Annotated in this window: 8 protein-coding genes; 5 read left to right on the top strand and 3 right to left on the bottom strand. The window is 64.7% G+C overall.

The features are described from left to right. Positions 1 to 7: 7 nt before the first annotated feature. The gene (locus tag EDD25_RS01415) at positions 8 to 2194 is read left to right on the top strand and encodes a transglycosylase domain-containing protein (protein WP_134171706.1); all 2187 of its coding nucleotides are present in this window, start codon (positions 8 to 10) and stop codon (positions 2192 to 2194) included. Positions 2195 to 2234: 40 nt separating this feature from the next. Here EDD25_RS01415 and EDD25_RS01410 read toward each other — a convergent pair whose 3' ends face one another. Both EDD25_RS01410 and EDD25_RS01405 read right to left on the bottom strand, forming a co-directional pair. Continuing rightward, the gene (locus tag EDD25_RS01410; RefSeq protein WP_134171705.1) at positions 2235 to 5714 is read right to left on the bottom strand and encodes a DNA polymerase III subunit alpha; all 3480 of its coding nucleotides are present in this window, start codon (positions 5712 to 5714) and stop codon (positions 2235 to 2237) included. A gap of 3 nt (positions 5715 to 5717) precedes the next feature. Further along, entirely contained in the window at positions 5718 to 5990 is a 273-nt protein-coding gene (locus EDD25_RS01405) for a hypothetical protein (RefSeq protein ID WP_134171704.1), read from the bottom strand. A gap of 384 nt (positions 5991 to 6374) precedes the next feature. Here EDD25_RS01405 and EDD25_RS01400 point away from each other — a divergent pair, with 384 nt between their 5' ends. The 3 genes from EDD25_RS01400 (at position 6375) to fdhD (ending at position 9578) form a co-directional block, all read left to right on the top strand. Continuing rightward, a complete protein-coding gene (locus EDD25_RS01400) occupies positions 6375 to 7550 on the top strand; it encodes a glycerate kinase (protein ID WP_134171703.1) in 1176 nt (391 codons plus the stop codon). Between the two features lie 111 nt (positions 7551 to 7661). Next, positions 7662 to 8732, top strand: coding sequence for a GTP 3',8-cyclase MoaA (moaA, locus tag EDD25_RS01395; protein ID WP_279586311.1), 1071 nt, complete (start codon positions 7662 to 7664; stop codon positions 8730 to 8732). Between the two features lie 3 nt (positions 8733 to 8735). Continuing rightward, complete coding sequence (gene fdhD, locus EDD25_RS01390; protein WP_134171701.1) at positions 8736 to 9578, top strand: formate dehydrogenase accessory sulfurtransferase FdhD; 843 nt, start codon at positions 8736 to 8738, stop codon at positions 9576 to 9578. Between the two features lie 22 nt (positions 9579 to 9600). Here fdhD and EDD25_RS01385 read toward each other — a convergent pair whose 3' ends face one another. Beyond that, positions 9601 to 11916, bottom strand: coding sequence for an FdhF/YdeP family oxidoreductase (locus EDD25_RS01385; protein WP_134171700.1), 2316 nt, complete (start codon positions 11914 to 11916; stop codon positions 9601 to 9603). Between the two features lie 141 nt (positions 11917 to 12057). On the opposite strand from EDD25_RS01385, the gene EDD25_RS01380 reads away from it, so the two are divergent. Beyond that, positions 12058 to 13452: an OFA family MFS transporter gene (locus EDD25_RS01380; RefSeq protein ID WP_134171699.1), complete on the top strand. Its 1395-nt coding sequence runs from the start codon at positions 12058 to 12060 to the stop codon at positions 13450 to 13452.

Genomic DNA, 13452 nt, shown 5'->3' with positions numbered 1-13452 from the left:
AGCACTCATGGTCAGCAACTCGACGACAATGGCCGTTTCAGCGGCGCGTACGGTGCGCGGCGCACTCAGTGGGCTGCTCGGATTCGTGGCGTTGAGCGCAATCGTGGGGGTCCTCGTCACCGCGAGCATGACGCCCGTCGTCGCCGTTTCCGGTTTGGCGGCGTCAAACACCATCAACGCCTTTGAGGGGCTCCCCGACTTCGTCGCGATTGATGCCCTCTCCCAGAAGAGCAACATCTACGCGAGCCAGACCGACGGTACCCCGGTCCTGCTCGCTTCCTTCTATGACCAGAACCGCATCGACGTGGCCGCGGACGCGATCAGTCAGTATGCCAAGGACGCTGCCATTGCCGGTGAGGACCCGCGCTTCTACGAACACGGAGGAATCGATCTGAAGGGAACGCTGCGGGCGACGGCCTCGACCCTGTCCGGCGGGGGCATCCAGGGCGGTTCGTCGATCACCCAGCAGTACGTCAAGAACGTCCTGATTCAAAAGTGCGAGCTGATTGCCGACAAGAAGAAGCACGATGCGTGCTACGTGAACGCGACAGAGACAACCCCGGAGCGCAAGCTTCGGGAAATGCGGCTCGCCATCGGTGTGGAGAAGCGCATAAGCAAGGACGACGTCCTGCGCCAGTACTTCAACATTGCCGGGTTCGGTGGCAGGGTCTATGGGATAGAGGCCGCCGCCAATTACTACTTCAACACCACGGCAGCGAACCTCACGCTGGTGCAGGCGGTGAGCCTCGTGGCGATTGTGAACAACCCCGTCAAGTTTCAGATTGACCGACCGGACAGCCTCAGCAACGGAGCCGCCAACGGGTACGCGGCCAACAAACAGCGCAGGGACTACCTGCTCGGGGCGATGCTGAAATATCACAAGATTTCCGCCGAAGAGTATGCCGCGGCGGTGGTGATGCCCGTTGAGCCGGTCATTACTGAGCCCAGTACCGGGTGCCAGACCGCGGCAGCCAATGCCTTCTTCTGCGACTACGTCACGAAGATCCTGCAGAATGATCCCACGTTCGGGGAGGATCCCCACGCTCGCATGCTCAACTTTCGGCGTGGAGGCTACAGCGTCTACACGACGCTGGACCTGGACCTGCAACAGGCGGCCGTTACGGCGATGACGGAGCAGGTGCCGAAGACCTACCCGGTAGGCGACCTGGGGGCTGTCATCACGAGCGTGCAGGTCGGAACCGGTCGGGTCCTGGCTATGACGCAGAACAAAGATTACAGCCAGGACCCGGCCGTTCAGGCGACGGGCGCCAACTACACGGGCATCAACTACAACACCGACTATGCCTACGGAGGTTCCAGCGGCTTCCAACCCGGGTCGTCGTACAAGGTCTTCACCCTGGCACAGTGGTTGAAGGAAGGACACCGGCTCAGCGAACGGGTCGACTCCCGGCGCCAAGCCAACTGGGGGACGTTTCAGGACAGCTGCCTGGGGCCGCAGAATTACGACAAGCAGCACTGGAGTCCGCGGAACGACCAAAATGAGTCCGGCGCAAACTACAGCGCCCTTGAGTCCACGATCGGCTCGTTCAACACCGGGTTCATCGGAATGGCGAAGCGCCTGGACCTGTGCGGGATTCGGAAGACGGCGGAAGGTTTTCTCGTGCACCGCGCCGACGGGGGGCCGCTGTTGCAGAGTGCCGCGACGGTCATCGGTACGAACGAAGTCGCACCGCTCACGATGGCGGTCGCGTTTGCGGGGATCGCGAACAAGGGCGTCACGTGCAGCGCGATTGCGATTGACAGCATCGTGGGCCGGGACGGCACCGCTGTCCCCGTACCGGAAACGCAGTGTATCGAGTCGGTGGATCCGCTGGTCGCTGAGGGAATGGTGTACGGGATGGGCAGGGTGATGACGAGGGGGACGGCGCAGCAGTCGAATGCGAACACCCGTCCGTGGGTTCCGATGATCGGTAAGACCGGCACGACGGATGACGCGAAGGACACGTGGATGAGTGGCGCAAGCTCCAAGGTGGCGACCGTGGTGGCGGTCGTCAGCCTCACCGGATCTGTGAACCAGCGCCGGCTGAAATTTTCGAGCGGGCCGGTGGCGACGGCTCGGCACCGTATGTGGCCGGCGGTCATGTCGGTGGCCAACGCGAAGTACGGCGGTGACAATCTCGTTGAATCCGCCGGCATGGACGCGCCGACCCCCACTCCCACTCCGCGGCGTTAGCCCGCCTGGCTCCGGTCCGTTTGGCTCCGGTCTGCCTGGCTCAGGCCCGCCTGGCGGACCGGAGGTGCCGACGACCGTCGGGGAACCTGTTCCCCGACGCGTCGTTGAGGTGTTCGGCTGCCTGGTGTGCCGCGAGCCGGTCGGCCTCCGGAGCGGCCAGCGTGGCCAGCTGTTGGGCGGCGCGTTCCCGCTGGCGCCGTTCCCGCACCTCGCGTGCAACGTCGAAGAGGTCCCACAGGTTGTCGCCCGTGACCGAAACCCCCTTCGCTCCCGACCGGCGGGTCTTTCCCCGCACGAGCATGTACTTCGTTTGGAATACGTGCGCGCCGATGCGCTCTTGGGCGTCATGGAAGAAGACCACATTTGAAACCGGTCCGCTGCCATCATCGAGACTGATGAACACCACACGACGGCCGCCCCGCATGGGCGGGGTGTTCGTGGCCCGGCGCACACCGGCGAGAAGCACCTCTGTTCCGCCGGGCAGGTTACCCAGCTCAGACGCCAGGGTGACCCCCAGCTCAGTGAAGAGGGAGTGAAACCTGGTCATCTGGTGGTCTGAAATGGCCAGGTTCAGGTCGAGAAGTTCCAGGTCGGTCTGGGTGCGGCCGCGTAGCTCAAGCGAGGTGACCGCGCCCACCCCATCTCCCGCATAGGCATGCACGGGAAGTTCCACGTCGAAGGCCAGCTGCTCCGCGGTGATCGCCACGGCGGTGCCGCGCAGCGACTGGATATGCGCCAGAAGCTCATGCCGACGCGTGCGGTCGTAACCGATGAAGCAATCCAGGGCGCCGACCCTGGCGAGCGCCTCGAAGGTGCGTCGTCGGGGACGAACCCGGTCGCGAAAGTCCTGCAGGGAGCTGAAGGGCTGGTGTCGCATAATGCGCGCCCGCTCGGTCTCTGTGCTGCCGGTCAGCTCGGGGAGGGCGAGACGGATGCCCTGGGTCCCGTCGGCGAGTTCTTCCACACGGTAGTCGAGTGCGCTGCGCTGCACATCGAGCCCGAGCACGGGAACCCCGAGGGTGCGGGCCTCGGCCACGATGAGGTCTTTGGGCCACATTCCCGGATCGTGCGTGAGCAACCCGGCCAGGAACTCCGCAGGGTGGTGGGTCTTGAGCCACGCGGACTGGTAGGTCGGGAGGGCGAAGGCGGCACCATGCGCCTTTGCAAAACCGAAGCTGCCGAACCCCGCAAGCACGGTCCAGACCCGGTCGATCACCGTCGGCGGGAACCCGCGCAGAAGCGCGCGTTCGCGTACGAAGGCCTCGATCTGTGGGAGCTGTTCCGGTTTACCCAGATGGCGTCGAAAGACATCCGCTTTGCCCAGGCCGCACCCGGTCAACTCGTCGAACAGGCGCATGACCTGTTCGTGGAAGATGACGACCCCGCGGGTCTCCTCGAGAATGGGCCGGAAGCGGGGGTGCATATAGTCCGGTGCCACCTCGCCATGCCGTGCCTGCAGGTAGGTGAGCGGCATGTTGTTCTTCATCGGCCCCGGACGGAACAGGGAGATCTCGACCGTGAGGTCGTTGAAGACTTCTGGCTGTAGCTTGCCCACGAGTTCCATCTGGCCCGGTGACTCGATTTGAAAGATTCCAAGCGTTCGAGTGGACCGGATGAGCTCGTAGGTTTTGGGATCGTCGAGGGGGACCCGATCGAGGTCGATGCTCTCCCCGGTGAGCCGGCGGTGCTCTTCAACGGCGTGTTTCATGGCCGATTGCATGCGTACGCCGAGGATGTCGAGCTTGATGAGTCCCATCGGGTCCATGTCGTGCTTGTCGAATTGGGACATGGGCAGGCCCATGCCGGACGCCTGTACCGGGGTGCGGTCGAGCAGGCTCGCGTCGGAGAGGATGACGCCGCACGGGTGCACCGAGATGTGCCGGGGGAGTCGGTCGAGTCGGGCGGTGAGATCGACCAGAAGGTCGAGTTGCTGCGACTGGCGCACCTCGGCGGCCAGCGCCTCAAGCTCTGGCTTTTCTTCGAGCGCACGGCGGAAGTCTCGGGCGTTGAACCGCCACATCTGCTTGGCGATCGAGGCAATTTGGTCATCGGGCATGCCGAGGGCCAGCCCGGCATCGCGCACGGCGCCGCGCCCGCGGTACGCATTTGTCATCGACATCAACGAGACACGATCGTTCCCGAAGGTCTCGAAAATTTTCCGATAGATGTCGTGGCGCCTGGCCGACTCCACGTCGAGGTCGATATCGGGCAGGGTCTGCCGTTCGGGGGAGAGGAACCGTTCGAACAGCAGGCCGTTTGAGAGGGGTTCAACGGAGGATGTGCGCAGCGCGTAGTTGAGCACGGACCCCACCCCCGACCCTCGGGCCTGGATACGGATTCCCATACCGCGAATGAGGTCAGCGACCCGGGCCACGGTGAGGAAATAGCTGGCAAACCCCAGATGCTCGACCGTTTTCATCTCATGGGCGAGTTGGGCGTGCGCGTCGGCGCGAGTGGTGCCCCCGACCGAGGCGTACAGGTCGTCGATGCCGTGCTGTGCCCGGCGCCACAACTCGGCGACCGGATCGCCGGTGACGCCGATGATTCGGGCCTCTGGCATGCGGGGGCGACCGAGGCCAATATCGGTGTCGGGGTCGAGGCTGCAGTGCTCGGCGAGCCGGTCGGTAGTGTGGAACAACCGTTCGAGTGCGCCATCGTCGTGCAGGCCGGCATCAACGACCATGCGCGCGACCTGTCGCATGGCTCCGATCGGTTTGAGCCAGGCCTGCCCATTGGTCTGCAAGGTCTGCAGATCGGCGAGCGGGGTGAGTGTGCGGGCGGCGTCGGCGAGGTCTGCGGTGACCGCTTCGTCTGCGGTTGCGTAGCGCACGGCATTGGAGAGCACCGCAGGAACGCCGGAATGTTCGGAGAGGGACAGCATCCGCGTGGCGGGGGCGACGCTGCCCGCGCTACCGGGCTCAGCGAGGTGGCAGACGATTTCGAGTTGCACGGAGTGTTCTGGCATCACCCGGAGCCAGTCGGCGAGGCGAGCCTGGGCCTCCAGACTGTTGCGTTGCTGGATGGACACGCCAACGTCGGAGGTGGGGCCGAGCAGAACGGTGAGGGACCGCAGCGCCGCGAGGTCGGCGAGGCGGTCGCGGGAGATGCTCGGGACGTGGCTGGCTCGTGCCCTCGCCTGGACCATCGCCCGTGTCGGCAGGTCGGTGGTCGGTGCAGCTGTCGCGGCCACCGGAGCAACCGTATTGTCGTGGGCGGCCGAAATGGCGCGGCAGAGCGCGGCATACCCCTGTCCCTTGTTGTTGCCGTGCGCGAGCACGATGACTCTGCCGAGGGAACGATGGTCGTCGTCGTGCACGGCCAGCTCGGCACCGAGCCCCGGACGGATGCCCGCGGCCACGCACGCCCGCACGTGTTTGACGGCGCCGTAAAGACCGTCACGGTCGGTGAGGGCGAGAAATGTGGCGCCCTGTTCACTCGCCTGTTCGACGAGGGTTTCCGGAAGGGTGACCCCGTAATGAGTGGAATATGCACTCGCAACGTGAAGGTGTGAGAAGGCCATCGCTCATCCCCAGTCGAGGGCAAGAACCCACGCTCCATCGGCCCCGCGGCGCAGGTCGTAACGGTGCTGCTCTTCACCGCCACGTGACGCGTCCAGACGCCACAGTTCGGTGTCGATGCGTGTGGGGGTGCCGGCGTCTTCCCACCAGCGGGTGCGCTTGAAAACCGCTTGCGGTTGCCCGATCACGGTGTGTTCGAACCGGTTCCACACGAAAGCGCGCGGGTCACCATCGCTTGTGAGCTCCACGTCAACAGTTGCGTCAATAATCTGCGGCATAACAGGATTCCTCGCCTTCATCTAATCCCAGCACTGCGTTCAACAAGCCGATTCGCTCTTGTACTTAGAACGCATGTTCTATATGAAAAGTGTATGCCACCCCACCGACACTCGCCAGAGCCAACCTTCAGGCAATGGTTGCAGCTTGCGCGACATACGGTGACGCCATGAACGCAACCCCCTCGACGTCGCCGCACCCACGCCCCGAGCCGGTCGCGACCTGGCCCCGGAGCAGGTGCGTGACGTCACGTCATCGCGCGAATCGGCTCACCCGGGGCCTCCGGCGCACGGGTGTGCACAATGCACATACCGCCGCGTAAAGGGGTCGGAAATTGTGGGTGCGGTGCCCCCAGCACGTGGCTCCGTGCACACTAGTCTGAGCAGATGACCGACCCTGCGTCACCGAAGCCACTCACCATCGTGATCGCCCCCGATTCGTTCAAAGGGAGCCTGACCGCTGCCGAGGCCGCCGCCGCCATGGCCTTCGGGGTGCGTGACGTCGTCGGTACCGCGGCGCACATCGTGCTCTGCCCCATGGCCGATGGTGGCGAGGGAACCCTCGACGCCATTGCCGCCGTGTGGGGCGTCGAACCCCGAAGCCTGACCACCGTCAACGCGCTCCGCCGCACCTGCACGGCCCGCTACGGGCTGTCCGCCGATGCTCGCACGGGCGTGATAGAAGCCGCGGAGTCCAACGGCCTTCCCCTCATGACCGATGTGCCCTCTGAACCGCAACGCGCCGACACCTTCGGGGTCGGCCTTCTGGCCCGTGAGCTGCTCGACCAGAACGTCGACGAGATCCTGCTGTGCATCGGTGGCTCCGCGAGTACCGACGGGGGAACCGGTCTGCTCACCGCGCTCGGTGTGCGGTTCCGGGGCGCGACGGGGGAGCAGGTCGCTCCGGGCGGGGCCGGACTCTCGGCCATCACGTCGATCGATGTCTCCCAGCTGCACCCGCGCGCCCGCGAGGTGCGCTGGCGCGTGGCCGTCGACGTGAACAATCCGCTGTGCGGTCCCCGCGGGGCCGCGGCGGTCTTCGGTCCTCAAAAGGGAGCACAGCCGGGTGATGTTGAGGCGCTCGATGCGGGTCTGGCCAACCTGGCCGCTGTCGTGCTCGGCGCAACCGGCGAAGACATGCGCGACCGCCCGGGCGCGGGCGCGGCCGGGGGCATGCCCGCCACCCTCGTGCCGCTGCTCGCGGCCGAGATGGTGCCCGGATCAATCCTTGTGGCGGATGCCGTGGGTCTGCCGGCGGCCCTGGCCGCCGCCGACCTTGTGCTCACCGGCGAGGGTAGTTTCGACAGCCAGTCCCTCGGCGGCAAGGTCGTCGTCGCTGTCGCCGACCTGGCCCCGGAGGGCTGCCCGGTGATCGTCGTCGCCGGCCGCGTAGCGCTGTCCGCCACGGAGACCCGGGCATCCCGCATCACGGCTGCTTTCTCGATAGCGGGCGGTCCGGCGACACTCGACGACTTGCAGCGGCAGGCGGGCGAACGCGTGCGGGAGACCACGGCGCAGGCTGTCGCCCTCTTTCACCGCGCCAAGCCCGTATGCGGCCTGTGAGGTGGACGGGAGTCGGGGGTGCCCCGTTTCAAATTTAGGTCGCGTACGCATATTGTTTAACCCATGACTGGCGCAGATACCTCCGCACTCACGCAGCGCTTTTACAATCAAGTGTCGGACATTCCTCTGCAGGGCGAGGCCGCCACCGGTTCGCTCACCGACCCTCGCGATCGACCGCTCCAGGACCTGCGTCTCTCGGTGACCGACCGGTGCAATTTTCGCTGCGTCTACTGCATGCCCAAGGAGGTCTTCGGCAAGGATTTTGCGTTCATGGAGCGCGATGAGCTCATGACCTTTGAGGAGATGACACGTCTCGCGCGCATCTCCATTGCCCACGGCGTGGAGAAGATTCGTCTCACGGGCGGCGAGCCGCTGTTGCGCCGCGGCCTCGAAGAACTCGTGGGGATGCTTGCAGCGTTGCGCACCCCCGACGGCCGTGAGATCGACATCGCCCTCACCACGAACGGTTCGGCCCTCGCGACCAAGGCGCAGGCACTGAAGGACGCCGGTCTCAAGCGAGTGACCGTGTCGCTCGATTCGCTCGACGACGCGACGTTCCGGGCCATGAACGACGTGAAGTTTCCCGTCGCGAAGGTGCTGGACGGCATCGACGCAGCCCACGAGGTGGGCCTGGGACCGATCAAGATCAACATGGTCATGCAACGTGGCAAGAACGACCAGGACATTGTGGCCATGGCCCGACACTTCAAGGGAACCCCCTACATCCTGCGCTTCATTGAGTTCATGGACGTGGGCACGAGCAACGGATGGGAAATGGGCGCCGTGGTGCCCTCCGCCGAGGTCGTGGCCCGCATCCACGCCGAGCTTCCCCTCGAGGAGGTCGCCCCGAACTATGACGGCGAAACCAGTCGACGCTGGCGCTATCGGGACGGCGGCGGCGAGATCGGGGTGATTTCGAGTGTCACCCAGTCTTTCTGCCACTCGTGCTCGCGCGCGCGGGTCTCCACCGACGGCAAGCTTTTCACGTGCCTGTTCGCCACCGACGGCCACGACCTCCGTGCGCTCATGCGCAATGGGTGCACCGATGAGCAGCTCTCCACCGTGATGGCGCACATCTGGCGCGAACGCACGGACCGGTACTCCGAGCTGCGCAGTTCCAAGACCCGCGAGCTACGGGCATCCGGTAAGAAGAAAATTGAAATGTCATACATTGGCGGTTGAGTAATGGGCAGAATCACGGCGCGACGCAAGGTTATTCGCTTGACGGCGGGGGAGCATCCGCTTGCCACCGAGGATTTTCTCGCGGTCGAGGAACCGCTCGAGATGCGCGTGAACGGTCGTTCTCTTGCGGTCACGATGCGCACTCCCGGCAACGACTTCGACCTCGCGGCCGGGTTCCTGGTGTCGGAGGGCATCATCACCCGCGGCGCCCATTTCAGTAGTGCGCGGTACTGCGCCGGAGCCACCGTCGACGGTGAGAACACGTACAACGTGATGGACGTCACGCTCGCCGCCGGCGTCGTGCCGCCCGACCCGAGGCTCGAGCGCTCGTTCATCACGACCAGTTCGTGCGGGCTCTGCGGCAAAGCGAGCATCGACGCCGTGCGCACGAAATCGATCTATGACGTCTCAGCGGATGCCCTGCGGCTCGACGCCGAGCTCCTCACGACGTTCCCGCACGTGCTCCGTGCCGGCCAGGACGTGTTCCAGAAGACCGGCGGGCTGCACGCCGCCGCGCTGTTCGACGGAACGACGGGCGAGCTCCTCGTTCTGCGCGAAGATGTGGGGCGCCACAACGCCGTCGACAAAGTGATCGGCTGGGCGGTCAAGGAGGAGCGGTTGCCCCTCACCGGAACCGTGCTCATGGTCTCCAGCCGCGCGAGCTTCGAACTCGCGCAGAAGGCGCTCATGGCCGGCATTCCCGTGCTCGCGGCCGTATCCGCGCCCTCATCGCTCGCCGCGGAGTTCGCTGCGGAGGTCGGCATGACCCTCGTGGGCTTTCTACGCGGGTCTTCAATGGTGATCTACGCGGGCGACGAACGCATCACGGAGAACGTTCCCGCGTAGACCCGTCGCCCCGTAGAGCAGCTCAGCTCAGCTGCGGGACATCTTCTTCCGCGCGGGCGACAAATCGAACGGCCATCGCTTTGTAACCCGGCGTGTTCGACTCGCGGGCCACGAGCTCGCGGTGCATGAGAGCGTTCGCCTCCGGGAAGTAGGCGGCGGCGCATCCACGCGGCGTCGGGTATACCACCAGACGGAAGCTGTCAGCACGGCGTTCCTCGCCCTTGAACGTGCTGATCACATCGACCAGGTCGCGGTCTTTGAAGCCCATCTGCACGGCGTCGTCCGCGTTGATGAGAATGACGCGGCGCCCGTTGGAGATGCCGCGGTAGCGATCGTCAAGGCCGTAGAACGTGGTGTTGTACTGGTCATGGCTGCGTATGGTCTGCAGGATGAGATGGCCCTCCGGCGGCGTGAGGTACTCAAGCGGACTCACCGTGAACCGGGCCAGACCGATGTCAGTCTTGAAACTGCGGGTGTCGCGCGGCGGGTTGGGAAGCACGAAACCATTCTTGGTTTTGAGGCGCTTGTTGAAGTCCTCAAAACCGGGCAGCACGCGCGAGATGCGGTCGCGAATCAGGTCGTAGTCTTCGGCCATCGCCCGCCAATCCACGGCGTGGTCTTCCCCGAGCGTGGCGCTTGCCATGCGCGCGATGATCACCGGTTCCGCGAGCATGTGCTCGGAAATCGGCTCCAGGCGGCCCTGGGTGGTGCGCACGACCGACATGGAGTCTTCGACCGAGAGCACCTGACGCCCGGACGGATGCTTGTCATCGGTGTCCGTGCGGCCGAGCGTCGGCAGAATGAGCGAGGTCTGGCCGTGGCACACGTGGGACCGGTTGGGTTTGGTGGAGACGTGAACGGTCAGGCCCACGCGCTTCATGGCAGCCTCAAGGGCGACCGTGTCCGAACAGGCGAGCGCGAAGTTACCGCCCATCGAGACGAAGACGTCCACGTCGTCGTTCTCGAACGCCTCCACGGTGTCGACGGAGTCGAGACCGTGCACGCGGGGCGCCTCGATGCCGAATTCCTTGTCGAGGGCGGCCAGCATCCACTCCTGCGGCTTCTCCCACACGCCCATCGTGCGGTCACCCTGCACGTTGGAGTGCCCGCGCACGGGGCAGGCGCCGGCGCCGGGCTTGCCGAAGTTACCCTGCAGCAGGAGCAGGTTGATGATCTCCTTGAGGGTGTTGACCGAGTGCGGCTGCTGCGTGAGGCCGAGAGCCCAGCAGATGATGGTGGCCTTGGACGCGACCATCATCTCGGCGACGGTGGCTATCTGCAGGCGAGAGAGCCCCGTTGCGGCTTCGGTCTCTTCCCAGTTGATGGTCTTACGGGCGGCGCGGTAGGCGTCGATGCCGTCGGTGTTCTCCGCGATGAAGGCGTGGTCAACCACCGAGCCCGGAACACGCGCTTCCTCCTCGAGCAGCAGGTGTCCGAGGGCCTGGAACAGGGCGAGGTCTGCGCCCACCTTGATCTGCAAAAACTCGTCGGCAAGGTCAACGCCCTTGCCGATGACGCCGGCGGGTGTCTGGGGATCACGGAAGTTGAAGAGGCCGGCCTCCGGCAGCGGATTAACGGCCACGATCTTGCCACCGTTGTCTTTGCACTCGGCGAGGGCAGAGAGCATGCGCGGGTGGTTCGTTCCGGGGTTCTGGCCCACGACGAAGATCAGTTCGGCCTGGTGAATGTCTTCGAGGGAGACGGTTCCCTTTCCGATGCCGATCGTGGGGTTGAGCGCCGAACCCGAGGACTCGTGGCACATGTTGGAGCAGTCGGGCAGGTTATTCGTACCAATCGACCGGGCGAACAGCTGATAGAGGAAAGCGGACTCGTTCGCGGTGCGGCCGGACGTGTAGAACACCGTGCGGTCGGGAACGCTGGCTCGAATGTGCTCACCAATGAGCTCGAAGGCATCGTCCCAGCTGATCTGCGAATAGTGCGTGTCGCCCGGACGGATGACGACCGGATGCGTGATGCGCCCCTGGTTTCCGAGCCAGTACTCCGTCTTGGTCTCGAGCTCTGCGATGGAGTGCTCGGCCCAGAAATCGGGCGTCACGGCGCGCAGGGTGCTTTCCTCCGCTACCGCTTTTGCGCCGTTTTCACAGAATTCAGCGGTCTTTCGGTGACCCTGGGATTCCGGCCACGCGCACCCGGGGCAGTCCGTGCCGTCGCGCTGGTTCAGCCGAAGAAGAGAGCGGGCGGTGCGTGCCACGCCGGCCTGCGCGATGCCGCGATCCAAGGCCACCACCACGGCCTTGATGCCTGCCGCGTGGGTCTCGGGCTTCTTCACGATCAGGGTGTCTTCGTTGATGTCGTCGATCGGTGCTCCACGTGTCATGGTTCCTATCTTCGCGTGAAATGCTACCCGAAACTGCCATTTTGGTGTCAGTGGGGTGAAAAGAACATCAATGCGTTCGTATAGTGTCAACCTGACAGCAACGTGGCATCGAGGCCACCCCGCGGTAAAGGAATGCACCCTATGAGCTGGCTCGATCGCGACCGCACAATTGCCCCACCCGGATTCAACCGCTGGCTCATCCCGCCGGCCGCCCTGGCAGTTCACCTCAGCATCGGGCAGGCCTATGCCACGAGCGTGTACAAGACGGCGCTCGTGGCACACTTCGACGCGAGCCTCACCCAGATCGGTGTGATCTTCTCGATTGCCATCGTGATGCTCGGCCTCTCGGCCGCCATCATGGGTACGTGGGTCGACACGAACGGCCCCCGGAAGGCCATGTTCGTCTCTGCCCTGTTCTGGTCAGGTGGATTCCTGATTGGTTCCCTCGGAATCTTCAGCAACCAGCTCTGGCTGGTGTACCTGGGCTACGGGTTCATTGGTGGTATTGGCCTCGGCATCGGTTATATCTCGCCGGTTTCGACGCTTATCAAGTGGTTCCCCGACCGCCCCGGACTGGCCACGGGCATGGCCATCATGGGCTTCGGTGGCGGCGCGCTCATTGCCAGCCCCGTCTCGACCGCCCTGCTGGCCGCATACGACCCCAACTCCGGTGCGGTCGGCTGGGTTGCGAGCGGTGATGCGGTGGGGAAGCTCTTCCTGACCCTGGCCGTCGTCTACCTCGCCTACATGATGTTCGGTGCGTTCACCATCAAGGTGCCCGCGGTCGGTTGGAAACCGAAAGGCTTCGATCCAGCGACGGTGAAGGTTCGCGCGCTCGTGAGCAGCAACCACGTGTCGGCGAAGAACGCGATCAAGACCCGCCAGTTCTGGCTGGTCTGGGTCGTGCTGTTCTGCAACGTGACGGCGGGAATCGGAATTCTCGAGCAGGCGGCACCCATGATCCAGGACTTCTTCCGGCAGTCGGACGGCTCATCCCTCGTCTCGGCGGTCGTCGCCGGAGGATTCGTCGGCTTGCTGTCGATCGCCAACATGGGCGGCCGATTCGCGTGGTCGGCAACATCGGACTTCACGGGCCGCAAAAACATCTACAGGGTGTATCTCGGTGTGGGTACCGTGCTCTACCTCGTGCTTGCCCTTCTGGGGTCAACGACGACGGCGTTGTACGTGGTCCTGGCCTTCGTGATCATCTCCTTCTACGGCGGCGGATTCGCCACGGCGCCGGCTTACCTGCGCGACCTGTTCGGTACATTCCAGGTGGGCGCGATCCACGGACGCCTGCTCACGGCATGGTCGGCCGCTGGAATCGCCGGTCCGCTCATCGTGAACTCGATTCTGGATGCCCAGGGCACACCAGGCCTGCTCACGGCGGCAGACTACCGACCAGCCCTGTTGACCATGGTCGGTATCCTCGCTGTTGGTTTTGTCGCCAACCTCATGGTCCGGCCGGTTGCCGCGACCTTCCACGAGCCCGTGGTGGAACCCGTGGCCGTTGCCGAACCCGCATTGGAGTCTTGA

Origin of the sequence: Cryobacterium psychrophilum (assembly GCF_004365915.1) — a bacterium.
Lineage (GTDB): Bacteria > Actinomycetota > Actinomycetes > Actinomycetales > Microbacteriaceae > Cryobacterium > Cryobacterium psychrophilum.
Note: the sequence above shows the minus strand (reverse complement) of the source record. Positions and strands in the feature narration are given on the sequence as shown.

Excerpts from the sequence above, each read along its gene's own strand:
- EDD25_RS01415 (WP_134171706.1), top strand. The coding sequence starts at position 8 with ATGGTCAGCAACTCGACGACAATGGCCGTTTCAGCGGCGCGTACGGTG.
- EDD25_RS01410 (WP_134171705.1), bottom strand. The coding sequence starts at position 5,714 with ATGGCCTTCTCACACCTTCACGTTGCGAGTGCATATTCCACTCATTAC.
- EDD25_RS01405 (WP_134171704.1), bottom strand. The coding sequence starts at position 5,990 with ATGCCGCAGATTATTGACGCAACTGTTGACGTGGAGCTCACAAGCGAT.
- EDD25_RS01400 (WP_134171703.1), top strand. The coding sequence starts at position 6,375 with ATGACCGACCCTGCGTCACCGAAGCCACTCACCATCGTGATCGCCCCC.
- fdhD (WP_134171701.1), top strand. The coding sequence starts at position 8,736 with ATGGGCAGAATCACGGCGCGACGCAAGGTTATTCGCTTGACGGCGGGG.
- EDD25_RS01385 (WP_134171700.1), bottom strand. The coding sequence starts at position 11,916 with ATGACACGTGGAGCACCGATCGACGACATCAACGAAGACACCCTGATC.
- EDD25_RS01380 (WP_134171699.1), top strand. The coding sequence starts at position 12,058 with ATGAGCTGGCTCGATCGCGACCGCACAATTGCCCCACCCGGATTCAAC.